Origin of the sequence: Streptomyces sp. ITFR-6, assembly GCF_031844725.1 — a bacterium.
Taxonomy (GTDB): Bacteria; Actinomycetota; Actinomycetes; order Streptomycetales; family Streptomycetaceae; genus Streptomyces.
Window position 1 is genome coordinate 2145512 of the sequence record NZ_CP134612.1, and the last position, 23289, is coordinate 2168800.

16 protein-coding genes and 2 pseudogenes are annotated in these 23289 nt (G+C 71.4%); 8 read left to right on the forward strand and 10 right to left on the reverse strand.

Going from position 1 to position 23289, the window contains the following annotated elements; genetic code table 11:
• Positions 1-51 precede the first annotated feature (51 nt).
• Positions 52-243 (reverse strand): hypothetical protein, encoded by a 192-nt coding sequence (locus tag RLT59_RS09525; RefSeq protein WP_311302996.1) that lies wholly within the window; start codon positions 241-243, stop codon positions 52-54.
• Between the two features lie 584 nt (positions 244-827).
• Between RLT59_RS09525 and RLT59_RS09530 the strand changes: the two genes are divergently transcribed.
• The 8 genes from RLT59_RS09530 (at position 828) to RLT59_RS09565 (ending at position 11475) form a co-directional block, all read left to right on the forward strand.
• Positions 828-4613 carry a sensor histidine kinase gene (locus RLT59_RS09530; RefSeq protein WP_311302997.1) on the forward strand — a complete coding sequence of 1262 codons (3786 nt, stop codon included), beginning with the start codon at positions 828-830 and terminating at the stop codon, positions 4611-4613.
• 9 nt (positions 4614-4622) lie between these two features.
• Positions 4623-5036, forward strand: a complete 414-nt coding sequence (locus RLT59_RS09535) for a roadblock/LC7 domain-containing protein (RefSeq protein WP_024495006.1) — start codon at positions 4623-4625, stop codon at positions 5034-5036.
• 133 nt (positions 5037-5169) lie between these two features.
• Positions 5170-5577 carry a DUF742 domain-containing protein gene (locus tag RLT59_RS09540; protein ID WP_311302998.1) on the forward strand — a complete coding sequence of 136 codons (408 nt, stop codon included), beginning with the start codon at positions 5170-5172 and terminating at the stop codon, positions 5575-5577.
• On the forward strand, positions 5558-6139 hold the full coding sequence (locus RLT59_RS09545; protein WP_073738725.1) for a GTP-binding protein: 582 nt from the start codon (positions 5558-5560) through the stop codon (positions 6137-6139). The genes RLT59_RS09540 and RLT59_RS09545 overlap by 20 nt, the downstream gene beginning before the upstream one ends.
• A 346-nt stretch (positions 6140-6485) precedes the next feature.
• Positions 6486-9737 (forward strand): sensor histidine kinase, encoded by a 3252-nt coding sequence (locus RLT59_RS09550; protein ID WP_311302999.1) that lies wholly within the window; start codon positions 6486-6488, stop codon positions 9735-9737.
• A 10-nt stretch (positions 9738-9747) separates the two neighbouring features.
• On the forward strand, positions 9748-10161 hold the full coding sequence (locus tag RLT59_RS09555) for a roadblock/LC7 domain-containing protein (RefSeq protein ID WP_037779127.1): 414 nt from the start codon (positions 9748-9750) through the stop codon (positions 10159-10161).
• A gap of 89 nt (positions 10162-10250) precedes the next feature.
• Positions 10251-10913, forward strand: a complete 663-nt coding sequence (locus RLT59_RS09560; protein WP_311303000.1) for a DUF742 domain-containing protein — start codon at positions 10251-10253, stop codon at positions 10911-10913.
• Positions 10894-11475: a GTP-binding protein gene (locus tag RLT59_RS09565; RefSeq protein ID WP_014048542.1), complete on the forward strand. Its 582-nt coding sequence runs from the start codon at positions 10894-10896 to the stop codon at positions 11473-11475. Before RLT59_RS09560 ends, RLT59_RS09565 begins: the two co-directional genes overlap by 20 nt.
• Before the next feature lie 150 nt (positions 11476-11625).
• Here RLT59_RS09565 and RLT59_RS09570 read toward each other — a convergent pair whose 3' ends face one another.
• The 9 genes and pseudogenes from RLT59_RS09570 to RLT59_RS09610 all read right to left on the reverse strand — a co-directional run bounded on the left by RLT59_RS09570 (position 11626) and on the right by RLT59_RS09610 (position 23268).
• The gene (locus tag RLT59_RS09570) at positions 11626-11832 is read right to left on the reverse strand and encodes an acyl-CoA carboxylase subunit epsilon (RefSeq protein ID WP_311303001.1); all 207 of its coding nucleotides are present in this window, start codon (positions 11830-11832) and stop codon (positions 11626-11628) included.
• Positions 11833-11866: 34 nt separating this feature from the next.
• The gene (locus RLT59_RS09575; protein ID WP_311303002.1) at positions 11867-13450 is read right to left on the reverse strand and encodes an acyl-CoA carboxylase subunit beta; all 1584 of its coding nucleotides are present in this window, start codon (positions 13448-13450) and stop codon (positions 11867-11869) included.
• A gap of 164 nt (positions 13451-13614) precedes the next feature.
• A pseudogene (locus tag RLT59_RS09580) lies at positions 13615-14674 on the reverse strand (carbohydrate ABC transporter substrate-binding protein).
• Positions 14671-15690, reverse strand: coding sequence for a GlnX family signal transduction membrane protein (locus tag RLT59_RS09585; RefSeq protein ID WP_311303003.1), 1020 nt, complete (start codon positions 15688-15690; stop codon positions 14671-14673). Before RLT59_RS09585 ends, RLT59_RS09580 begins: the two are co-directional and overlap by 4 nt.
• A complete protein-coding gene (locus RLT59_RS09590; RefSeq protein WP_311303004.1) occupies positions 15690-16055 on the reverse strand; it encodes a hypothetical protein in 366 nt (121 codons plus the stop codon). The genes RLT59_RS09585 and RLT59_RS09590 overlap by 1 nt, the downstream gene beginning before the upstream one ends.
• A 95-nt stretch (positions 16056-16150) precedes the next feature.
• Positions 16151-16819 (reverse strand): vWA domain-containing protein, encoded by a 669-nt coding sequence (locus RLT59_RS09595; RefSeq protein ID WP_311307665.1) that lies wholly within the window; start codon positions 16817-16819, stop codon positions 16151-16153.
• A gap of 348 nt (positions 16820-17167) precedes the next feature.
• A pseudogene (locus RLT59_RS09600) lies at positions 17168-19483 on the reverse strand (tetratricopeptide repeat protein).
• Positions 19480-20862 (reverse strand): S1 family peptidase, encoded by a 1383-nt coding sequence (locus RLT59_RS09605; protein ID WP_311303005.1) that lies wholly within the window; start codon positions 20860-20862, stop codon positions 19480-19482. Before RLT59_RS09605 ends, RLT59_RS09600 begins: the two are co-directional and overlap by 4 nt.
• Before the next feature lie 72 nt (positions 20863-20934).
• A complete protein-coding gene (locus RLT59_RS09610) occupies positions 20935-23268 on the reverse strand; it encodes a polysaccharide lyase 8 family protein (RefSeq protein ID WP_399126864.1) in 2334 nt (777 codons plus the stop codon).
• Between the last annotated feature and the right edge of the window lie 21 nt (positions 23269-23289).

The following is a 23289-nucleotide window of genomic DNA, read 5'->3' on the forward strand; positions in this document are numbered from 1 at the left end:
GGCTCCAGGCTAACGCCCGTGAGGGGAGAGGCCGCGCGTATTACTCCCGGCTCACTCCGCGGCGGCGGTGGCGGAGGCGGGGGCGACCATGAGGATCGTGCGGCGGGGGTTGGCCGTCTGCGTCGGCAGGTCGAGCGCGTGCTCCGGCAGCTCCGGGGTCTGCAGCGCTTCGGCGTCCTTGAGGTGCGCCAGCGTCGTGCGCCGGGGGTTGGCAATGTTGCGGAACATCATCGTCGTCTTCATCTGCCGTTCGGACCCTGTCGGTAGGGGCGCCGCCGGAGGGGCGCCGGTTGTCGGTTCTGCCATCCCTGTAAAGCGTCAGGCTAAACATCCAATTCCCTACCGGAGCCCGGAAGAGACGACGATCATCATGTGAGTTTGCTCACCATTGACCCGACAATTACCTCAATCCGGGCGGCCGGTCCGACCGGTCAAACCAGACATTGCATCACTGAATCTACCATTCCGCTCCTGATCATGTCGTCTGGGACACCCGCCACCCTCACCTGATTCACCCTCAATAGTCCGCTTTGACGGCGAATCGGCTCCACGGCTTGTTACGCAGCCATCACAACGTGTCACCCAGGTCACAGCCCGGTACCTGGCCCTTGTTGGAGATCCTGCACTGTGCTGGAATTCCACGCACCGCCGCAGGTTTCAGGCCGGCGCGCAGGGGGCGCAACGCAGCGCCGATCCGAGTGGCGGCGGGAAGGGGAAGAACGCCGGTCACTCACGACCACCATGGGGCGGTACAACGCCCCACGACGCCGACACCGTTCCATCCGTCCATGACGGGGGGAACGCCTGGTCCAGAGGTTGCGACGCTAGTGCAGGGACGTTTCAAGAGGGATGGCAGCGCAGCGGCTGAACAGGAGCCGCGCGGCGGGACCGACCGCGGCTCCTCGCCCCAGCACGCCCAGAACCCCGGACCGGCCTCGGCCGGCGACACCACAGACCGCGCCAAGCGCTCCGGCGCACCGTCGGGCGACAACGCCGACGCGGTCGCGTCACCGAAGCCTCAGGGCCCGGTCAACACCGGATCGCGGGTAGCTCTGCGCAACTGGCGCATCAGCACGCGCCTGGTCTCCCTGCTCGCCCTCCCCGTGGTCGCGGCGACCACGCTGGGTGGTCTCCGCATCAACGACTCCATGAACGACATCCAGCAGCTGGAGCACATGCAGCTGCTGACCCAGATGACCAAGCAGGCGACCTCGCTGGCCCAGGCGCTCCAGGAGGAGCGCGACCGGTCGGCCGGCCCGCTGTCCAATGGAGTGCCGGCCGACGACTTCAAGGTCACCGAGCCGCGGAAGAAGACCGACCGGGCCAAGAAGGCCTTCTTCGACGCGACGAACGACATCGGCGACACCGAGGGCGACGAGGCGCTGGAGAGCATCCACTCCAGCGTCCAGCAGATCGCCTCGCAGCTGGGCGGCATCCGCGACATCCGCAAGCAGGCGTTCGCCAAGGGCACGCCGAGCCTTCAGACCGTCGACGCGTACAGCCAGCTGATCACCTCGCTGCTGAGCCTCTCGCAGGACATGGCGCAGGCGACCAGCAGCCCCGAGATGATCAAGCGGACCCGTGCCCTGGCGGCCTTCTCCTCCGCCAAGGAGTACGCCTCGGTCCAGCGCGCGGTCATCGCCGCGGCGCTGCCGAGCGGCAACGACAAGCAGCCGAAGCTCGATTCGAACGACCGGCAGTTCGGCCTGGCGGCGCTGCGCAAGGAAGAACTGGCGCGTCGCTCGTTCGAGTTGATCTACACGACCACCGGCAACAGCGCGGCCGAGCTGACCGCCACGCTCGACGAGGGCAACCCGGAGATCAAGGCCGCCGACACCTACGCCAAGAAGGTGCTCGACAGCCCGACCAGCATGACCGGGACGGCCCGGCGTTCGTACCTCGACTGGTACGACCAGGACTCCACCAAGATCCAGGCCATGAAGCAGATCGAGGAGACGCTCCTCAGCGACATGGAGGGCAAGGCGCGCGAACTGCGCGACGAGTCCCAGCGCGAGGCGATCATCTCCGGTGCGCTGATCCTGCTGGTGCTCGGTGTCTCGCTCGTCGGCGCCTTCGTCGTCGCCCGGTCGATGATCCGCTCGCTGCGCCGGCTCCAGGACACGGCCACCCGCGTCGCCCAGGACCGGCTGCCGGAGCTCGTCAAGCAGCTCTCCGAGGCCGACCCGCAGGACGTCGACACCTCGGTCGAGTCCGTCGGTGTGCACTCCCGCGACGAGATCGGCAAGGTCGCCGCGGCCTTCGACGACGTGCACCGCGAAGCCGTCCGTCTCGCCGCCGAGCAGGCCCTCCTCCGGGGCAACGTCAACGCGATGTTCACCAACCTCTCGCGCCGTTCGCAGGGCCTCATCCAGCGTCAGCTCTCGCTCATCTCCGAGCTGGAGTCGCGTGAGGCCGACCCGGACCAGCTGTCCTCGCTCTTCAAGCTCGACCACCTCGCGACCCGTATGCGCCGGAACGGCGAGAACCTCCTCGTCCTCGCGGGCGAGGAGCCGGGCCGCCGGTGGACCCGCCCCGTGCCGCTGGTCGACGTGCTCCGTGCCGCCGCCTCCGAGGTGGAGCAGTACGAGCGCATCGAGCTGGCCGCGGTGCCCGCCACCGAGGTCGCCGGCCGGGTCGTCAACGACCTCGTGCACCTCCTCGCCGAGCTGCTGGAGAACGCCACGTCGTTCTCCTCGCCGCAGACCAAGGTCCGGGTCACCGGTCACGCGCTGCCCGACGGCCGGGTGCTCGTCGAGATCCACGACACGGGTATCGGCCTCTCCCCCGAGGACCTCGCGGCGATCAACGAGCGGCTCGCCTCGCCGCCCACCGTGGACGTCTCGGTCTCCCGCCGCATGGGTCTGTTCGTGGTCGGCCGGCTGTCCCTGCGTCACGGCATCCGCATTCAGCTGCGGCCCTCCGACTCCGGGGGCACGACCGCGCTGGTCATGCTCCCCGTCGATGTCGCGCACGGCGGCAAGATGCCGGTGCCGAAGCAGGCCCAGGGCCAGCAGCCCGCTCCCGGCGGCCTGCTCGCCGGCGGTGCGCCCGCGCCGCGCCCCGGCCTCGACAGCGCTCAGTCGGCGCCCGGCGGCCGGCTCCCCGCCGGACCCGGTGCCGGCCGCGGTCAGGTCGGTGCGGGCTCCGGTCCGCGCGCCGCGCTGCCCGCCCGGGACACCGCAGCCCGGTCCCAGAACCCGCAGGGCCAGCCGGGACAGCCCGGCCAGAACGGTCCGGGTGCGCCGAACGGCCGGCCCGGTCAGCCGGGCTCCGACTTCCAGAGCGCCGGGCTCTCCGGCACCGGCCCGCAGGCCCGGCAGCCGCAGGACGGCTCACGCCAGGAGCCGCCGCGTCAGGGCCGCGGCCTCTCCGGCGCCTTCGGCGGCGGTGCCCGGCTGGGCGCCCGCGGCCAGGGCGGCGCCGGGCGTACGGACCCGGGCCAGGGCAGCCTGTTCAGTCAGCGGCGCCCGGAGCAGAGCGGCCAGGGCGGCGGCTTCCAGCAGCCCGGCGGTCCCGGCGAGAACGGCCGCCAGCTGCCTCCGGTCGGCGGTCCGCGTGCGGAGCTGCCCGGCGGCAACCCCGCACCGGCCGCGCCGAACAGTGGATTCCCCGCTCCGCAGCGCCCGCAGGCCACCAGCTGGGGCTCCGAGGAACAGTCCGCACCCCAGCAGCGCTCCCCGCTCGACGCCCCCCGGGGCCACGAGGAGCCCGAGTCCACCAACCAGTTCCAGCGGCCGCTGAGCCCGCCGCCGCTCACCCCTCGCCGTCCGATGGACGACCGGCAGGGACCGGGCTCCACCTCGGAGTTCGCCCGCCCGGACTTCTCGGCGCCCGCTCCGGGTGCGCAGACGCCGGATCCGGCGAACACCGCGCAGTTCCCCCGCCCCGACTTCGGCCAGCCGCAGAACCAGGGCCAGGGCCAGGGACAGGTCCCGGGACAGGGACAGCCCGGACTCGTCCGGCGCGACCGCGGCAACGAGGACTTCGGTGCTCCGCGGCCGCCCGTCGCGCCGCAGGACCCGCAGTACCGGCCGGCCCTGCCGCAGCAGCCTCAGCAGCCCGAGGCGCTTCCGCCGGCCTCCGGGCCCGGCGACGGCCGTACCCCGCTGTACGACACGCTGGAGACCAACTGGTTCCACGGTCCGCAGCAGAACGGCCAGTACCAGAACGGCCAGCAGCACGGGCAGCAGCCGAACCACCAGCAGCAGCCCGCCGCGCCGCAGGCATCCGGCTTCCCTCAGCAGCAGCCCGCCGAGGCGCGTCCCGCACCGCCCGCACCGCAGCGCGGACCGGGCGACACCAACGGCGTCACGAGCTCCTGGCGCGCCTCGCCGAACGACGAACTCGTCCGGCAGGCGGAGCGGGTGAAGAAGCCCGCAGCAGGCGGAATTACCACTTCCGGTCTGCCTCGCCGGGTACCGCGTGCCAATCTGGTGCCGGGCACCGCCCAGCAGCAGAATCACCAGTCCGGTCCCCAGGTCTCGCGTGCGCCCGATGATGTGCGCGGGCGTCTTACCAATCTCCGCCGGGGCATTCAGCAGGGGCGTCAGGCCAACAACGGCCAGTCGACCGGCAGTTTCCCCATCGGCCCCACTCACCAGCAGGAGCGTTAGTTGAGCCCGATGAGTCAGGCCGCGCAGAATCTGAACTGGCTGATCACCAACTTCGTGGACAACACCCCCGGGGTGTCGCACACGGTGGTGGTCTCCGCGGATGGCCTGCTGCTGGCGATGTCCGAAGGTTTCCCGCGCGACCGTGCCGACCAACTGGCGGCTGTCGCCTCCGGTCTGACCTCGCTGACCGCGGGTGCCTCCCGGATCTTCGAAGGCGGCGCCGTCAGCCAGACCGTGGTGGAGATGGAACGCGGGTTCCTCTTCCTGATGTCCGTCTCCGACGGTTCCTCACTTGCCGTACTCGCCCATCCGGACGCCGACATCGGTCTGGTCGGGTACGAAATGGCGCTTCTGGTCGACCGGGCGGGCACCGTCCTCACCCCGGACCTCCGCGCCGAGCTCCAGGGCAGCCTGCTCCACTAGGCGGCCGTGAATCGGTGACACAGACGATTACCCCAGGTATTGCAATCAACCCTCGCCCGTCCGGCCGCTTACAGCCCCCCACCGGCCCCTTCCGACGGCAAGCCGACATCCTGCTGTCACGCCCGGAGGATTCATGACCCCGCCACCCGCCTCACCCGATCCGTACGGCGCGCTGAACCACGCGTCGTACGAAGGTGAAGGCGACCAGCCGCTGGTTCGTCCGTACGCCATGACCGGCGGCCGGACCCGACCGCGCTACCAGCTAGCGATAGAGGCTCTGGTCAGCACCACGGCCGACCCCACGCACCTGGGGACACTGCTCCCCGAGCACCAGCGGATCTGCCACCTGTGCCGCGAGGTCAAGTCGGTGGCCGAGGTGTCGGCCCTGCTGTCGATGCCGCTCGGCGTGGCCCGGATCCTCGTAGCGGACCTGGCGGAAGCCGGCATGGTGGCCATCCACCAGCCGGGCAACGGAGAGGCCGGCGGCGCGCCGGATGTGACACTGCTCGAAAGGGTGCTCAGTGGACTTCGCAAGCTCTAGTGGCGGTGCCGCCCGTGCCACCACCTCGGCGAAGATCGTGGTGGCAGGCGGGTTCGGCGTGGGTAAGACCACGTTTGTCGGTGCTGTTTCGGAGATCAATCCGCTGCGCACCGAAGCCGTGATGACGTCCGCATCCGCGGGCATCGACGACCTCACACACACCGGAGGCAAGACCACCACCACGGTGGCCATGGACTTCGGACGCATCACCCTGGACCAGGACCTGATCCTGTACCTCTTCGGTACACCCGGCCAGGACCGCTTCTGGTTCATGTGGGACGACCTCGTACGCGGCGCCATCGGCGCCGTCGTACTCGTCGACACCCGCCGCCTCGCCGACTGCTTCCCCGCCGTCGACTACTTCGAGAACAGCGGACTCCCCTTCGTCATCGCCCTCAACGGCTTCGACGGACACCAGCCCTACACCCCCGACGAAGTCCGCGAAGCCCTTCAGATCGGGCCGGACACGCCGATCATCACGACCGACGCCCGGCACCGCGGTGACGCCAAGAGCGGTCTGATCACGCTGGTGGAGCACGCATTGATGGCAAGGCTCAAGTAGGCACAAGTCGGTATTGCCGTACGGCAGCCAAAGTAGTCACACGGGGGCGGACTGTGTCCTTTGACACGATCCGCCCCCGTGTTCATAACGTTTCGAAAGAGAATTACTTCACGACCGACACCCGATGCGTACGCGCGGTACCACTGTGCTCAACTGAGCCCCGCCTTTTGGCGGGGCTCGTTCTTTATGCCCGTTTTATCTGAGGCCTGCGCCACTTGGAATCGCCGGTCCCGACTGTTTGGAACGCGGCCGTTCCACGTGCTGCAATTCGACGAACTCCCGAGTAGCACGGCCCTGAACAAACACGGCACAACGTAGGTGCCGACGCCGAGAGGTTGTTGGTCGAGTGAGGCGTAACAACGAGGGCTCCACGGCGCAGCCGGAGCGGGGCAGCTTCACCCCGCCGCGTGCCGCGGCGTCTTCCGCCGACGTGTCCGAAGGGACCCCGGCCGGTGGCAGCACCAGCCGGATGTCCCCACGCAACTGGCGGGTGCCCACCCGGCTGAACGCGATCCTCCTGATCCCCGTACTGGTCGGGCTGGTCATGGGCGGCTTCCAGGTGAAGGGGTCGATCGACACCTGGCAGGAGGCCCAGGACGCCGAGAAGACCGCGCTGATCGTGCGGGCGGCCTCCGAGTACGGCCAGGCGCTGCTGAACGAGCGCGACCTCAGCGCTCAGCCGCTGCTCTCCAACAAGCGCGACGCGGCGGCCGTCTCCGAGGTACGGGCCACCACTGACGCGGCCGCCGACAAGTTCGACAAGGCCGTCCAGGGCATGCCCAGGAAGGCGGGCCTGGAGCGCCGCCTCAAGCTGTTCCGGCTGGAGGAGCCCGGCCTTCCCGATCTGCGCAAGGCCGCCTACGCCGAGGCCATGGACCCGGTGAAGACGGAAGAGGGCTACGTCCAGGTCCAGCACTCCCTGATGGAGTTCTGCAACGAGCTCGGTCTCGGCACCGGCAACATCACCAGTTACGGCCGTACCGTCTACGCGATCGAGCTGGCCAAGGCTGCAGAATCGCTTCAGCGCTCCATGGGCATGCACCTGCTGGTACGGCCCAGCCAGGAGAAGGGCAAGTTCAACGAACAGGTCAAGGCCTTCGGCTCGTACAACTACCTGGAGCAGATCGCCCTCGGTGAGTTCGTCTCCGGCGGTACGGAGACCGACGCGGCCCGACTGAAGAAGGTCATGGCGGGCAAGGCGGCCGAGGGCGCTGCCCAGGTCAAGTCCGCCAAGGAGAAGGCCGACGCGGCGGGCGTCCCGTTCGTGACGCCGCCCACGGTGGACGGCTCGGTCTACGACGGCATGGCCCAGCAGCTCGGGCTGGGCCGGACCCCCGCCCAGCTCAAGGCGAAGGGGATCACCCCCGACACCTGGATGGCAGCCGCCACGGCCAAGTTCGACGGCTACACCACGGTCGAGGACGAGCTCGTCGACAAGGCGGTGACCGAGGCCGCGGACATCTCCGCCGACGCCCGCACCGACGCCATCGTCAACGCCGCCGTCGTGATCATCGCGCTGCTGGCCGCCTTCCTCCTGGCCGGGCTCATGGCCCGCCAGATGAGCCGCTCGATGCGCCGGCTGCGCAACGCCGCCTTCGGTATCGCCGAGCAGCGGCTGCCCTCGCTCGTCGACCAGCTCTCGCGGACCGCCCCGGGCCGGGTCGACACCCGTGTCCAGCCGATCCCGATCAACAGCCAGGACGAGATCGGCGAGGTCGCCCGCGCCTTCGACCAGGTGCACCGCGAGGCGGTCCGGCTGGCGGCCGAGCAGGCCATGCTGCGGGGCAACGTCAACGCGATCTTCACCAACCTCTCGCGCCGCAACCAGTCGCTCATCGAGGGCCAGCTGACCCTCATCACCGACCTGGAGAACAACGAGGCCGACCCGGACCAGCTGGAGAGCCTCTTCCGGCTGGACCACCTCGCGACCCGTATGCGCCGCAACGGCGAGAACCTTCTCGTCCTCGCGGGCGAGGAGCCCGGCCGCCGCTGGAACCAGCCGGTGCCGCTGGTGGACGTGTTGCGCGCCGCCTCCTCCGAGGTGGAGTCCTACGAGCGCATCGAGCTCTCCGGGGTGCCGGAGAGCGAGATCCACGGCCAGTCCGTCACCGACCTCGTCCACCTGCTGGCCGAGCTGCTGGAGAACGCCACGACGTTCTCCTCGCCGCAGACCAAGGTGCGGGTCACCGCGACCCGGCTGCCGGACAGCCGCGTGATGATCGAGATCCACGACAAGGGCATCGGCCTCACCGCTGAGGACTTCGCCGACATCAACCACAAGCTGGCCAACCCGCCGACGGTGGACGCCGCGGTCTCCCAGCGCATGGGCCTGTTCGTGGTCGGCCGGCTCGCCGACCGGCACGGCATCCGGGTCCAGCTGCGCCCTTCTGGCGAGCAGGCCGGGACCACTTCGCTGGTCATGCTGCCCGACGCCATCACCCACGGTGGCGGTGGCGAGGGCGCGCCCTCGCACGACGACTTCACGGTCTCCTCGATCATTCCGCAGCAGCAGGCGTTCGACGCGCCGCCGCTCCAGCCCCAGCTGCGTACCGCGGCCGAGCTCGGCTTCGACGACTCCCGCTACGGCGAGGCGTCGGAGGAAGCCGCACAGCTCGACCCGGTGGGCCGCTCGCTGATGCGCGAGGAGCGCCGCGCGGCCCTGGAGACGCAGACCGGCGCCGGGGAGCAGACGGCGTTCCCGCAGCAGGAGTCCCAGGAGCAGTACCCGCAAGCGGCGTACGAAGAGGCCCCCTACGCCGCCGCGGACCCGTACGCGCTGGAGCCCCGGCAGGACGGCCAGTACGCCCCCGAGCCTCAGCAGCGGGACGGTCAGCAGGACCAGCAGCAGTACGGACAGCCGGCGTACGAGGGCGGCTACGACCCGTTCCGCGGTGACACCGGCTACGTCCAACAGCCCGACTACCCGTCGCAGAATGGCTATCCGGAGTCGGCATACCCGGCCCCCGGGACACCTCAGCAGGCTTACGACGGGCAGTACGCCACCCAGCCCCAGCAGGAGAAGTGGCCGGATCAGGGCGGCTACCAGGGTGGTTACGAGGCCCCGGTCCAGGCCGAACCGGAATCTGTTGGGAGCGCCCCCGCCGAATCGCCGGACAGCGTAGGCTTCGACCGTTCGGGCCCCGTGCCGAACTCCGGCCACGAGATGACCGAGGCCGGTCTGCCGCGCCGGGGCGGCCAGCAGCACTGGCAGCCCACCGGGCTCGGGAACGAACGGCCCGCCGCCGCGCAGGAGCAGCCGCAGGGGCAGAAGCCGCCGCGGCAGCCCGTGTCAGCACAGCAGAATCCGGACGGCGCGGACGGAACGGACGACTGGCGGTCGGCGAACGACGAGCGCTGGGAGCGGGCCGAGCAGCTCCGGGAACCGAAGGCGGGCGGGGTCACCCCCTCCGGTCTTCCCCGGCGCGTCCCCAAGGCCAACCTGGTCGAGGGCACGGCCGAGCAGACCCAGCAGGGCGGCCCCCAGGTCTCCCGCGCCCCGGAGGACGTGCGTGGCAGGTTGAGCAACCTGCGGCGGGGCGTCCTGCGGGGACGTAACGCGGGTTCGGACAGCAGTAATACCTACAACCAGGAGCGTTAGTGTGAGCCCGATGAGCCAGGCGGCGCAGAATCTGAACTGGTTGATCACCAACTTCGTGGACAACACCCCCGGGGTGTCGCACACGGTGGTGGTCTCCGCCGACGGACTCCTGCTGGCGATGTCCGAGGGATTTCCGCGTGACCGCGCCGACCAGCTGGCGGCTGTCGCCTCCGGTCTGACCTCGCTGACCGCGGGTGCCTCGCGGATCTTCGAGGGCGGCGCCGTGAATCAGACAGTTGTGGAGATGGAGCGAGGATTCCTCTTCATCATGTCCGTCTCCGATGGATCTTCCTTGGCCGTCCTTGCACACCCGGACGCCGATATCGGTCTGGTTGGGTACGAAATGGCGCTTCTGGTGGATCGCGCCGGCGGTGTCCTCACTCCGGACCTCCGCGCCGAACTTCAGGGAAGCCTTCTTAACTAGTAGACAGACAGTGCGTTTCGCGTCACCGCGCCATAGGGTTCGGTGGCGCGGACACACTGGGACCGGGACCGGCAGGCGGAGGAGGAACCGTGGGTACACCCCCAGGCGAGCACCAGTTCAACGGTGGTCAGCAGGTACCGGGTGAGCACAGGGGCGATGGCTTCGACTTCCCCTCTCCGCCCGGCAGACAGGGCGGACAGCAGCCTTTTCAGCCGTTCCGGCAGCCTCGTCGTGCCCAGGGCGCCGACGACTGGCCGCACCAGGACGCGCGCGGCTCGGACGACTGGCCCCAGCAGCCGCAGCAGCCTCAGCGGCCGCAGCGTCCGCACCGGTACGACTCCCCGCAGCCGCCGCCCCGTATCGAGCCGGTGCAGCCGCGGTGGACCCCCGAGCCGGCCGCTCCCGCCGCGCACAATCCGCTGGTTCGTCCGTACGCCATGACAGGTGGACGGACCCGACCGCGCTACCAACTCGCCATTGAGGCGTTGGTCAGTACGACGGCTGATCCGTCCCGGCTGCAAGGGCAGTTGCCCGAGCACCAGCGGATCTGCCGGCTGTGCATCGAGATCAAGTCAGTGGCCGAGATTTCGGCCCTGCTCTCGATCCCTCTCGGCGTTGCCCGGATCCTCGTAGCCGACCTGGCTGAGGCCGGACTCGTCGCTATCCACCAGCCCGGCGGCGAAGAGTCCGCCGGCGGCCAGCCAGATGTGACACTGCTCGAAAGGGTGCTCAGTGGACTTCGCAAGCTCTAGCGGCGGAGCGGCCCGCTCCACTACCTCGGCGAAGATCGTGGTGGCAGGGGGCTTCGGCGTGGGTAAGACCACGTTTGTCGGTGCTGTTTCGGAGATCAATCCGCTGCGCACCGAAGCCGTGATGACGTCCGCATCCGCGGGCATCGACGACCTCACACACACCGGGGACAAGACCACCACCACGGTGGCCATGGACTTCGGACGCATCACCCTGGACCAGGACCTGATCCTGTACCTCTTCGGTACACCCGGCCAGGACCGCTTCTGGTTCATGTGGGACGACCTCGTACGCGGCGCCATCGGCGCCGTCGTACTCGTCGACACCCGCCGCCTCGCCGACTGCTTCCCCGCCGTCGACTACTTCGAGAACAGCGGACTCCCCTTCGTCATCGCCCTCAACGGCTTCGACGGACACCAGCCCTACACCCCCGACGAAGTCCGCGAAGCCCTTCAGATCGGGCCGGACACGCCGATTCTGACTACGGATGCGCGGCATCGGGCGGATGCCAAGAGTGCGCTGATCACGTTGGTGGAGCATGCGTTGATGGCGCGCCTGCGGTAGGTCTTCCGCCGGATACGCGTGAGGCCCCGCGCCCCTTTGCTGGGGGGTGCGGGGCCTTTCGTTGTGGTGCGCCCGGCCTTTGGCCGTGCTTTGTCCTCAATCGCCGGACGGACTGATCCGGCCGACGACGTCCTGATGGGCCGGGAGGGGTCAGCCTTGCCAGCTGTGGGGGGCTCGGAAGCCGGGGGTGCGCTCCAGGCGGCGCCAGCCGGCTGTGTCGCGGACCCGGTGGGCGGGGGTGGCTGCTGCGGGCTGGGCGGCGGCGCGGGCGAGCAGGACCGCGGTTATGGCGGCCAGCTCCTCGGGGTCGGCCAGGCCCTTCTCGACGCGCAGCACGGACTCGGCGGCAGTGGTCATGGGTGTCTCTCCGTCTTCTCGGCAGTGCTGCGGACTACTGCGGGGGGTTGCCGTGCTTGCGGGACGGCAGGTCTGCGTGCTTGGTGCGGAGCATGGCCAGTGAGGCGATCAGGACTTCACGGGTCTCGGCGGGGTCGATGACGTCGTCGACCAGGCCGCGCTCTGCGGCGTAGTAGGGGTGCATGAGTTCGGCCTTGTACTCCTTGACCATGCGGGTCCGCATGGCCTCGGGGTCCTCGGCATCCGCGATCTGGCGGCGGAAGATGACGTTGGCGGCACCTTCGGCACCCATCACCGCGATCTCGTTGGTCGGCCAGGCATAGGTGAGGTCGGCGCCGATGGACTGGCTGTCCATGACAATGTACGCGCCGCCGTAGGCCTTGCGCAGGATCAGCGAGATCCTCGGCACCGTGGCGTTGCAGTAGGCGTAGAGCAGCTTCGCCCCGTGCCGGATGATTCCACCGTGCTCCTGATCCACACCGGGCAGGAAGCCGGGTACGTCCAAAAGAGTGACGATGGGGATGTTGAACGCGTCACACATCTGGACGAACCTGGCGGCTTTTTCGCTGGCTTCGATGTCCAGGACGCCGGCCAGGGCCTGGGGCTGGTTGGCGACTATGCCGACGACCTGGCCGTCGAGCCGGGCCAGCGCGCAGATGATGTTGCGGGCCCAGCGCTCGTGGACCTCCAGGTAGTCGCCGTCGTCGACGAGCTCCTCGATGACCTTGTGCATGTCGTACGGGCGGTTGCCGTCGGCCGGCACCAGGTCCAGCAGGACGTCGCCGCGCCGGTCGGCCGGATCGTCGCTCTCGACCATGGGAGGGTTCTCGCGGTTGTTCGAGGGCAGCATCCCGATCAGGTACCGGACCTCCGCGATGCAGGTCTCCTCGTCGTCGTACGCGAAGTGCGCCACACCCGAGGTCTCCGCGTGCACATCCGCGCCACCGAGACCGTTCTGGGTGATCTCCTCACCGGTGACCGCCTTCACGACATCCGGACCGGTGATGAACATCTGCGAGGTCTCACGGACCATGAACACGAAATCGGTCAGCGCCGGGCTGTAGGCCGCGCCGCCCGCGCACGGGCCCAGCATCACGCTGATCTGCGGGATCACACCCGAAGCCCGGGTGTTGCGCTGGAAGATGCCGCCGTAACCGGCCAGCGCCGAAACACCCTCCTGGATACGGGCACCCGCACCGTCGTTCAGCGAGACCAGCGGCGCACCCGCCGAGATGGCCATGTCCATGATCTTGTGGATCTTCGTGGCATGGGCCTCACCCAGCGCCCCGCCGAAGATCCGGAAGTCATGCGCGTAGACGAAGACCGTGCGGCCCTCCACCGTGCCCCAGCCGGTGATCACACCGTCGGTGTACGGCTTCTTCGCCTCCAGACCGAAACCCGTCGCCCGGTGCCGACGCAGCTGCTCGACCTCCTTGAACGAACCCGGATCCACCAGCAGCTCGATACGCTCACGCGCCGTCAGCTTGCCCTTCGCGTGCTGCGCCTCGGTCGCCCGGTCACTCGGCCCGCGCCGGGCCTGCTCACGCAGCGCCAGCAGTTCCGCCACCCGGCCACGGGTGTCGCTCGGCTCGCCCTGGGTCTCGTCCACAACGGTCATGTACCGACCCTACGAAGTCCGGCAAGAAAATCCTGCCGTCGACTCCGTACAGTCTCCTGCCCGGTTTCCTGGTGGAGCCTGACAGAAGCCTTGCTCCATGCAGGCGAAGTGCCAGCCCGCACCCCTCACCTTTTGTGGGAACCCAACAGGGGCATCCTCGGCGTTCACTGTGCTCTGCCGCACACTCCGGTCAGCCGGGGTGTGTCGGACGACTGGGCGTCCTGGACCTTCTGGATGTCCTCCAGCCGCTGCCGTACCGGTTCCTCCGGATGCGCGACGGTCAGCAGCACCGCCTCGTAGAACGCGTCCCGTACGGCGGCCGGCATCACGTCTGAGGCGTCCAGGCAGAGCGGCACCCGCTGCTCGGTGAAGCGGCTGCTGATCTCCTTCTCCACCGCGCCCTTCTTGGCCGGGACCGCCGCGTTCGGTGAGAAGACCCCGCCCCTGCGGCCCCAGTCCTCCTGGCCCTCACGGGAGGCGAGCCGCCTGATCATGTCACGGGCCCTGCCGCCGCGGCCGAACAGCGCGGCGAAGTCGGCCGCCACCTCGTGGGCCTTCACCGTGTGCGGGCCGCCGGGCAGCAGCGGCGCCGAGTCCATGAAACCGGCCGCCTCCTCGCGGTCCCCGTAGAAGGCACGGGCGAAGGAGCCCTGGTGCTCCAGGTCGCAGCCACCGCCGAAGAGCAGCCCGTGCCCGCCGACCGGGCCCCGGTGGTCGTCCAGGAGCGCGTCGCGGGCGGCGTCCCGGTCCTGGGCGAGCAGCCCGGCCCAGGTGGTCCAGGCGCTGCTCACGCGCTCGTCGGTCCACGCCAGGTCGCCGGTCGCCCAGCGCTCGTAGAGCGTCGGGCCGGCACGCTGGAGGATCAGGTCCTCGATCCAGTCGCTGCCGGGCCAGCCGGAGGCGCCGTCGTCGCCCATGGAGCCGGTCCTCCTCCGCGTACTCGACCAGCTCACCGACGCCCGGCAGGATCGCGATGTCGGGCGGGTTGCCGGCCTGGACCTCGGCGAGCAGTACCTCGCGGGTGGCAGCGGTCCCCTGGTAGGTGTACGGGATGCCGAAGCCGTCCAGCACCTCCTTGAACCGCCGTTCCTGGTCGTCGGTCCACGGGCCGAGGATCGTCACCTTCGGCTCCTCGTCGCTGCCGCCGGGAGCCGAGAGCCCGCAGCCGGCGGCGGTCAGGAACAGTGCCAGGACGAGCAGCAGGACGCGGTTCAGCCGGGTCATCCGGCCCTCCAGTAGTCGGCGTTGAGCCGTCGGCAGATGCCGACGGCCGGCAGCAGGACGATCAGCGCGCCGCCGCCCAGCGCCCCGTAGTAGGTCCAGCTCTGCCAGCGCTGGGCGGCCAGCCCGCCGCGCAGGGCCGTGGACTTCTCGATGACGTCCTGCTGGGAGGCCGCCAGGTCCTGGGTGCCATGGGCGCGTGCCTCGATCGCGACGAGCCGTTCGCGGGCGGCGTCCAGCCGTACCTGGGTGGCGGTGGTCGCCCACAGCGGGACGACGGCCAGGGCGACCGCGGCCAGCAGAGCGAGCAGCAACCAGGGGTCGTGGCTGCGTCCGCAGCGCACCCGCAGCACCCACAGCGCGGAGAGCGAGGTCAGTGCCATGATCAGGAGGCCCAGTTCGGCGGCCGCCCAGCCGGTCTGCTGGAGGGCCCCCATGGAGCTGACCCGGCCGACCCGCTGCATCTGGTGCTGCTGCAGGACATCCAGGCGCGGCACCACTCCGGTGCCCTGCCGTCTGAGGATGCGTTCGGCCTCCTGGAACTTCTCCCGCTGCATCAGGTCGTCGTCCACGTACTTGACGGAGCCGGGCGTCATCGAGCTGCTGTACGAGGTCAGCAGGCCGGTGACCGTTTCGAGGACGCCCCGGCCGCGTTCGCCGTCGATCTGTACGTCGGAGAGCCGGGACAGTCCCTGGTCGGCGGCGGAGAGCTGGTTCTCGTAGCGGGCTCCGGCGCCGATCACGTTGTCGATACCCTGGTGGACCGAGGCCTCGGCCTCCTGGTGGGCGCGGAGCAGGGCGAGCTGGGTGGCGGAGACTCCCTGGACGGCCGGCGCGCCACGGGTGCGCAGCTCGCCCGCTGAGTTCTGCACCTCGCGGTAGGAGGCGAGCAGGAGGCCCGTCGAGACGAGTGCGGTCACCACCAGGACGGCGAGGTGCAGTTCGAGCAGCCGTCTGGTGCGGGAGCCGCTCGCGCGGCGGGTCCGCCGGGTGCGGGTGCGACGGGTCGGCGGGGGCATCACAGCTGCCTTGCGCAGGCGATGCAGTACCGGGCGTGGGGCCCGGCGGGGTGGCGGCAGTCCTGGCAGGTCGGCGGCCTCCCGGCGGGGTGTTCCGGCAGGTCCAGCAGGTGGCCGGAGGCGATGTGCAGCCGGCCGCGGCGCACGGTGGCCGGGTCCACGGTCGGGCCGACCCGGACGACGCCCCGGGAGCCCTCCAGGATCTCGGCCACCTCGCGGACCTTGTCCAGGACCCAGTCGGCGCCGATCTCGTTGGCCAGCCTGACCGCGAGGCCGAACTGCTGCTCGGCCTCGCCCCTGGTCAGCGGGTCCAGGGCGAGGTATCCGCGGTCCAGGGCGGTCCGCATCCGGGTGGCGACGTTCATCGCCTGGAGGGTGCCGCCCCCGTCGCCGCTCCCTTCCGCGCCTACCGCGACTCCGGGCGGCAGCCAGCGGACCAGCAGCGGGGCGATGGAGTCGCCTACGGAGACGGTGGCCAGCTGCAGCAGGACGCCCAGCGGGTCGGTGCTCCGTCGACCCGCAGGGTGAGGAGGTAGTCGCGGGTGCCCGGCTCCCACTGGTGGGTGGGGAAGTCGAACCGGCGCGGCTCGTCCGGCCGGTGCACCGCGTCGAGCACCTGCCGGCGGGGGGCGGTCTCGATCAGGGTGACCTCGCGCACCGCCGGGCGCGCCCGGACCGAGACGGGAAGTTCGGGGCTGCGGACCCGGCGCAGCCGCCGCACTGCCTCCGTGACGGCGGGGCCGAACCGGTCCGGCGCGTCGACGGGGCTGCCGTGCAGCCGCTCCACGACGGCGAGCAGCGGCGCGGGGTCCCAGTCGCCGCCGAGCGCGAGCACGTCCGCGGTGAACCGCCCGGCGCAACGCCCCAGTTCGGCGGTGAGCGCGCTGTTGGTCGGGCCGGGGGCGTCCAGGTCAGGGGCGTCCGTCCCGTCGTCGCTGCTCCCGTCGGTGATCAGGAGCAGGTGCCGTACCGGGAGCGGGCGCTCCGCGAACAGTTCGCGGGCGGCGGCGAGCCAGGCCGGGTATCCGATGGGCGGCCGGTCCCCGGCGGCCGGCGCGATCCGGCCCGCGCTGAACGCGGCCCGGCGCTTCTGCCGTGCCGGACAGCGCCCAGCGGCCGCGCAGCGGATAGCAGCTGGCCGGGGCCCCGGTCGCGTCGGCGCCGCCCAGGACGGTGAAGGAGAGGCCGTCGGGCAGGGCGCGCAGGGCGGTGGCCAGGGCGGCGGCCGCGTCCTGGCGGCGCTCGGCGGCGACGTCCAGCGCGATGACGACGGCGAGTTCGACGGCGGGCACCTCGTCGCTCGGTCCGACGCCGACCGCCTTTACGCGCAGGTGGGCGTCGATCCGGGTGTCGTGGTGCGGCTGCTGATCGCGCCGGACGTCGACGGACACCTTCAGGCGGACGGGCAGCCGCGGGGCGGGCGAGGTGTCGGTTGCGCCCAAGGGGCTGCCTCCAGTGAATTCGTCGCGGGCGGGCGTCAGGACCGGGTCTGCGGGCGGACCGCGTGCGAAAGGCCGATCAGCCGCTCGTACTCGGCCGGGGCCTGCCGCTGCCGGGCCAGCCAGCGGTAGCACTGCTCCAGTTCCAGCCGTACGGCCCGTTCCCCGAGCACGGCGGGGGGCGGCAGGCCCGTCCGGGCCCACCGCCCGGGGTGCCTGGGCCCGCCGGCCGCCGCCGCCAGGACCGCGTCGAGCTTCCACTCGTACAGCTCGGTCCGCAGCAGCCAAACCGGTTCGTCGCCCGCGACCAGTGGGGGGTGCGTGCCGGGCGCGGGGGTGAGCAGGGCGAGGCAGGCGTCGATCTCCGCCTCCGGGGGCAGCGGCCGCTCGCCGGTCGCGAGCCGCCCCGCGCGGATGCGGAAGGCGGCGATCCGCGCGACGGTGTGGTCGCGCGACTCGTCGGGCACCAGGTCGAGGACCTCGGTGGCGGCGGCCCGGTCGCCGCGGGCCAGGGCGAGTCTGGCCAGGCCCAGTGCGGCGCCGACGTGCGAGGGGTTGCGGGCGTGCACGGCGCGGAACAGCTCGTACGCGGAGTGCCCGGCCGGGGCGGTGCCGTCCGCGCCGAGCTGTTCCGCGCCGTAGGCGAGCGCCAGCTTGGCCGCGTACTCGCCGGGCAGGGCCCGGTGCACGGCGGAGAACTGCTCCAGGGCCTCTTCGAGCATCGCCCCGCGCTCGTCCAGCACATCGGCTCCGCGCAGCGCGACGAGCCCCCGGTGCCAGCTCAGCCGCCACTCCCGCACCGGCCCCGGTCCCGGTACGGCGGCCGCCTCCTCCACCTGCTCCCGGGCGGCGGCGAGCGCCCCCTCGCCCTCCTGGCCGAGCAGCAGCCGCGCGTTGTGCAGGCAGATCTCCACGGACTGCTCCCCGTGGGCGGGCTGGGCCAGCGGCTGGCCCGGGTCGTAGCTGCTGACCCCGAACCGGGCCGCCTGCGGGTCGCCCGGGTAGGGGCGCGGCACCGGCAGCCGGCGGGCGATCTCGGTCGGGGTGGGCAGTCCGGAGTCGAGCGCGGGCGACCGGGGTGTCTCCCGGCGGCCGTACAGCGGGCGGCTCAGCCAGTGCGCGTAGTCGGGCACAGAGACGAGCCGGACGCCCAGCGGTTCGGTGGACGGGGTCTGACCGGCCGGGCCGAAGTACTAGGAGGGTTCGGGCTGGTCGCGTTTGCCGCGCAGGGCCCGGATCTCGCGGAGCACTCCGCGCAGCTGCCCCGCCATGTCCTCGGCGGAGCCGAAGCGGCGTTCCGGGTCGTGCGCGGTGGCCCGCTCCACCACCAGCCGGAAGGAGCTGATGCCGAGTCCGGGCACGTCGTCCCCGACCGCCCAGCCGGCCAGTTCGGCCAGGGTGACGCCGACGGTGTGCAGGTCGTGCGCGACGGTCAGCGGTGTGCTGCCGTCCATCTCGGGGGCAGCGAACCAGGGGGTGATCACCGGGGGCGGGTCGGTGGAACCGGCCTTGCGGACCCCGCCGAGGTCGATGACCTTGATGCCGTCGCCGTGGTGGATGACGTTGGACGGCTTCATGTCGCCGTACAGGAAGTCCATGCCGTGCAGATGGGCGAGGGCCTCCAGGATCTGGCAGCCGTAGGTGATGACGTGCTCGATGTCGAGGACGAATTCGCCCCGCCTGGCCGATTCGACGACGGCCGACAGTGTCCGGTCGCCGACGTCCTCCATCACGATGTAGCCGCCTGACACCGTGCCGTCGGCGTTGCGGGTGCTGACGAAGTCGCGGATCTGGACGATGCGTTCGTGCCGGATGGCGACGAGACTGCGGCGCTCCTCGCCGGCCTGGGCCGCGCCGCGTTCCGCGTAGCGGTTGAGGAGTCCCTTGACCGCGACGAGGTCCTCCAGGTGGGTGTCCTCCGCCAGGTAGACCCAGCCCTGGCCGCCGTGGGCGATGGGGCCTCTGATCCGGTACTGGTCCTGGAGCGGCGGGCCGCCCCTGGCCAGCTCGGGGCGGTAGGAGTAGGGGGCGCCGCAGCGGGGGCAGTGGCCCTCCTCCGGCGGCGACGTGGCGGTGTACGGCGGGACGAACGCGATTCCGCAGGCCTCGGCCGAGCACGTCATCACGATGCGTACCGGGTGCTCGGCGGCGCTGAGCCGGTCTGCCGGATTGCCCGGCTCCAGGAGCGGGAGTTCGAGGAGTCCGGCGGGCCCGTGCTCCTCGGGGGCGGCGGGCAGCGGCGGCAGTCCTGGGTCCGCCTCGTCGCGGCCGCAGGTGTCGCAGTAGCCGGTGGGCCGGACGGCCCCACCGCAGCGGGCCCCGGTGAACCGGCGGTGCGGGCACGGAATCCTCATGGGCCGCCCGCCGGACCCGGACCGGTGCGCTGTCCCGGCAGCTCCACGGGTACGGTGCGGGACCGCTCTTGGAGGTCGGCGCGCAGCTCGCGTAACAGCTGTTTCAGCGCGGCGAGTCGTTCGCGCGGGTCCGTGAGTGAGCGCAGGGCGCCCAGCTGACGGCGGCGGGTGGCGGCGTCGGTGCCGGGGCGGGGGGCCATGGACGCCGAGTCGAGCAGTCCGTTCAGCCTGACCCACTCCCGCTCGAACCGCTCGGTCCCGCGCACCAGTTCCTCGGCCCGCTCGTCGAGGGCCGGTACCAGCAGTTCGCGCGCCACCTCGTCCAGTGCCGCCCCTTCGCCGCTGCGGAAGATGACCAGCAGCCGGAAGCCGAGGGTCCGCACCCGTGCCAGCAGGGGCACCAGCGCGCCCGGGTCGGGGTGCTCGTCCAGGCCGATCACGGCGAGCACCGGTCCCGATCCGGCCGGGCGGCCGGCGAGCGTGCGCTCCGGCTCCTCACCGCCCTCCAGGAGCCAGTCGCGGTAGGCGTTGCACTGGTGGCGGGGCGGCCGCAGCTGCGCCACCAGCGTCTCGACGAGTTCCTCCGGCCGGGTGCGGCCGCCCCGGTGGACGAGGTGGGCCCGGTGGAGCTGGTGGCGCAGGGTGCGGTCCCGGCCGCCGCCGTGCGGGACGACTCCGACCCGTACCGCGGGCTGGCCGACGCCGGTGAACCAGTCGCGCAGCCGCTCGGAGAGTCCGCTGTCCCAGCCGTCGGGGCCGCTCAGTTCGGCGACCAGCGGGACGAGTTCGGCGATGCGGTCGACCGGGATCATGTACGAGAACGCCAGGTCGTTCTCGTCGGGCAGCGCCAGCTCCAGATCTCCGCGCCAGCTCACCACCAGGCCGACGACCCGGTCGGTGTGCGGTCCCTCGCCCCTGGTCTGCACGGCCGCGCCGCTGAACCCGGGGCGCACCACCTCGACGTTCCGGCCGGCGTCGAGCTGCACCCACGCGCCGTGCAGTCCGCTGATCCGGCCGGTCAGCCACATGCCGTCGTCGAAGGCCTGGGAGTAGCCGCCGATCCAGACCTCCTGGCCGCGCTCCATCCGCCGTCCCAGCGGCGCGGGAGCCGCCTGCGGGCGGGGGCTGTCCAGTGCGAGTACGGCGATGTCCTCACGGGCGGTGCCGTCCCGGCCGGGCAGCCAGCCGTCCGGCGCGACCCGGGCGGCGACCGGCGGGATCCCGGGGTTCTCCGCGAACTCCACCCACATCCGGGCGTCCGCTTCCCGGACGACGTGCGCGCAGGTCAGCATCCGGTCCTGGGTGAGCAGCACCCCGGCCCCGCACACCTCGCCGTCGGGACCGCCGCGGCGTAACCGGAGCCGCCAGTCCGCTTTCAACTCCCCATAGCTACCGAGAGTACGCGCGTACCACGCATGGTTCACAGAGTCCGTACACACTCGCCCACCGGGCTACCGGACGTCACACCTCAGTGTGGCGCCGGCCTTCCCCGGGTCCACGCCGAGCACCAGCCGCCGGCCGGTGGCGCGGACCTCAATGCCCGGGTCCGCCGGTACGGCCTCGCGCACCGGACGGTCCCAGACCACTTCGAACGGGGTGCCGCTGCGGTCCGGCGCGCTGATCCGGATCGTGGACGCGCCCCGGCCCTCGCGGACGAGCACGCTGGCCGGGCCCGTCGAGGAGAGCCGTCCGGCCGTGCCGGGCTGCCAGAAGTTGGCGGCGGTCAGGCCGAGGGAGCGGACCGAGACGCCCTGTACGGCGGCGGTGTTCGCGAGCACGGTCAGCCAGTGCCGGTCCGCGGCGCGGGCGGCGACGGTGCGCCGGGAGGCGCCGGGCATCAGGAGATAGAGGTAGCCGGCACCGGCCGGGTCGGTGCCGTGGTCGAGCCAGAGGGTCTGCCAGTGGCGGGTGCGCCGCTCGGTGGAGCTGGTGGTGTTGATGTCGGACCAGGCGCCGGTCCTGGCCTCGCGCAGGGTGTGCAGGACGGCGCCGCCGGGCAGCACCCAGCCGCCGTGGCCCTCCAGATGGGCCCAGCGGGGGCGTGCGCGGTCCTCGACGGTGAGGGTCTGCCCGCCCTCGTCCGGGCCCAGGTTGCGGTTGTCGACGATCGTCTCGACGGGCACCCCGTCGGCGGCGGTGATGCCCGCGCCGAGGCAGATGACCGTGTCGGCCGCGCAGAACCAGGACTTGCGGGCCTCCAGGGTGGAGTCCAGGCCCTTCACGTGCTGGCCGACCGCCGCGAACTCGCCGTCGTGCGCGCCGCCCACCCACCGCGTGTCCGGCCGGGGCTCGCCCCACTCGCCGCCGGCCCGGTCCGCGAGCCGCTTGGTGGAGACGGTGGTGCCGGGCAGCCGGTACGGGTCGACGGTGGGCCAGAACCAGTCGGTGTACTGGCCTCCCCCTTCGGCGCCCTGCCACCAGTAGAGCATTCCGGCCCCGGTGTGCCAGCCGTGCGGGTTCTCGCCGTTGCCGCACTCGTAGGAGCTGATCCGCTCCGACGACATGGCGAGGCTGGCGACCCAGCCGGGGCGCCGGTGCACGGCCCGGTCCATGGCGGCGAACAGAGTGTGGCCGACGGGTTCCGGCGCGGCGGGGACGGGTGCGTCGGCCGCCGCGTGCAGCCGTGCGAGGTCGGCGACACCGAACTGCGGGGCGGTGAGGACGGGGCTGATGGTGTCCCGTTCGATCCAGCCCTTGATCATGCCGTTCCACCGGTCGCGCTCGGCGGCGGAGGCACCGTTCGCCAGCAGGGCGACGGCCGCGATCAGCCCCTGGCCGTGGAAGTGGTCGCTGCGCATGACCTGGAGTTCGTCGCTCTTGAGGAGCCCCCGGCTGATGGCGCGGCCGTTGACGCTGTCCATCATCAGGCCGTCGTGGATGAGCGGCGCGTAGGCGTGTTCGACGCTGTCCAGGATGACTTGGCGGCCCGGGTCCGTGACCTCCCAGGTGGACCCGGCCAGCAGTGCGAAGAGCCGGCCCAGGCCGTCCAGCATGACCTGGCCGTACGTGCCCGAGTAGGCGATCCAGGTGTGCTGGATGAACGAGCCGTCGGCGTACAGGCCGTCGCCCTCGCTCACGTACGGGAAGACGGGCGAGAGGGCGTCGCGGGCCAGCGCCGTCTTGGCGCCGTCGCGGCCGAGGATGCCGCGCAGGGCCACGGAACGGCAGAGGTCGACCCGGTTGGCGCCGGTCGAGGTGCCGCTGTAGTCGGTGAGCGCGGAGTCGGGGATGAAGTGGTCGACGGCCGCGCAGGCCGCCTGGACGCGCTCCTCGCCCAGCTCGTCGCGGAGCACCGCGACGATGTCCATGAGCAGGCGCGGGCTGCCGATCTGCCACTCCCACCAGTTGCCGTACGGGGCGGTGGACGGGTTGTAGACGGTGGTGGAGAGGTGGTCGAGGCCCCGGACTACGGCGTCGAGCAGCTGTGCGTCCCCGGTGTGGCCGGTGCCCTGCTGGGCGTAGGCCTGGGTCATCGTCCACAGCCGGGTGTAGCTCCAGGTGATGCCGGCCGGCGGGTCGAAGGTGTGCCCGGCCCAGAGCGAGTCGGCGGCGGGGGCCATCGTCGAGCGGAATTCCCCGGCGAGTTCGCCGGTACCGGCGAGCCGGGAGGCGTACGGCTCGGCGGCGGGGTCGTAGCCGGTGCCGAGCGAGAGGTCGTTCCAGCGCTGCCGGAGCGTCTCGAACTCGTCTTCGGCCCCGTCCGCACGGGCCGTGGGGGCGAGCGCGAGGCCCAGTGCGGTGGCACTGCCGGTGGCGAGAAAGGCACGGCGTGACCAGGCGGGCAGAAGTGACACGAGCAACCTCCG

Bases quoted from the DNA above. Each gene is read 5' to 3' on its own strand.
- RLT59_RS09525 (WP_311302996.1), bottom strand. From the start codon at position 243: ATGAAGACGACGATGATGTTCCGCAACATTGCCAACCCCCGGCGCACG.
- RLT59_RS09535 (WP_024495006.1), top strand. From the start codon at position 4,623: ATGAGTCAGGCCGCGCAGAATCTGAACTGGCTGATCACCAACTTCGTG.
- RLT59_RS09540 (WP_311302998.1), top strand. From the start codon at position 5,170: ATGACCCCGCCACCCGCCTCACCCGATCCGTACGGCGCGCTGAACCAC.
- RLT59_RS09555 (WP_037779127.1), top strand. From the start codon at position 9,748: ATGAGCCAGGCGGCGCAGAATCTGAACTGGTTGATCACCAACTTCGTG.
- RLT59_RS09570 (WP_311303001.1), bottom strand. From the start codon at position 11,832: ATGACCACTGCCGCCGAGTCCGTGCTGCGCGTCGAGAAGGGCCTGGCC.
- RLT59_RS09575 (WP_311303002.1), bottom strand. From the start codon at position 13,450: ATGACCGTTGTGGACGAGACCCAGGGCGAGCCGAGCGACACCCGTGGC.
- RLT59_RS09585 (WP_311303003.1), bottom strand. From the start codon at position 15,690: ATGCCCCCGCCGACCCGTCGCACCCGCACCCGGCGGACCCGCCGCGCG.
- RLT59_RS09590 (WP_311303004.1), bottom strand. From the start codon at position 16,055: ATGAACGTCGCCACCCGGATGCGGACCGCCCTGGACCGCGGATACCTC.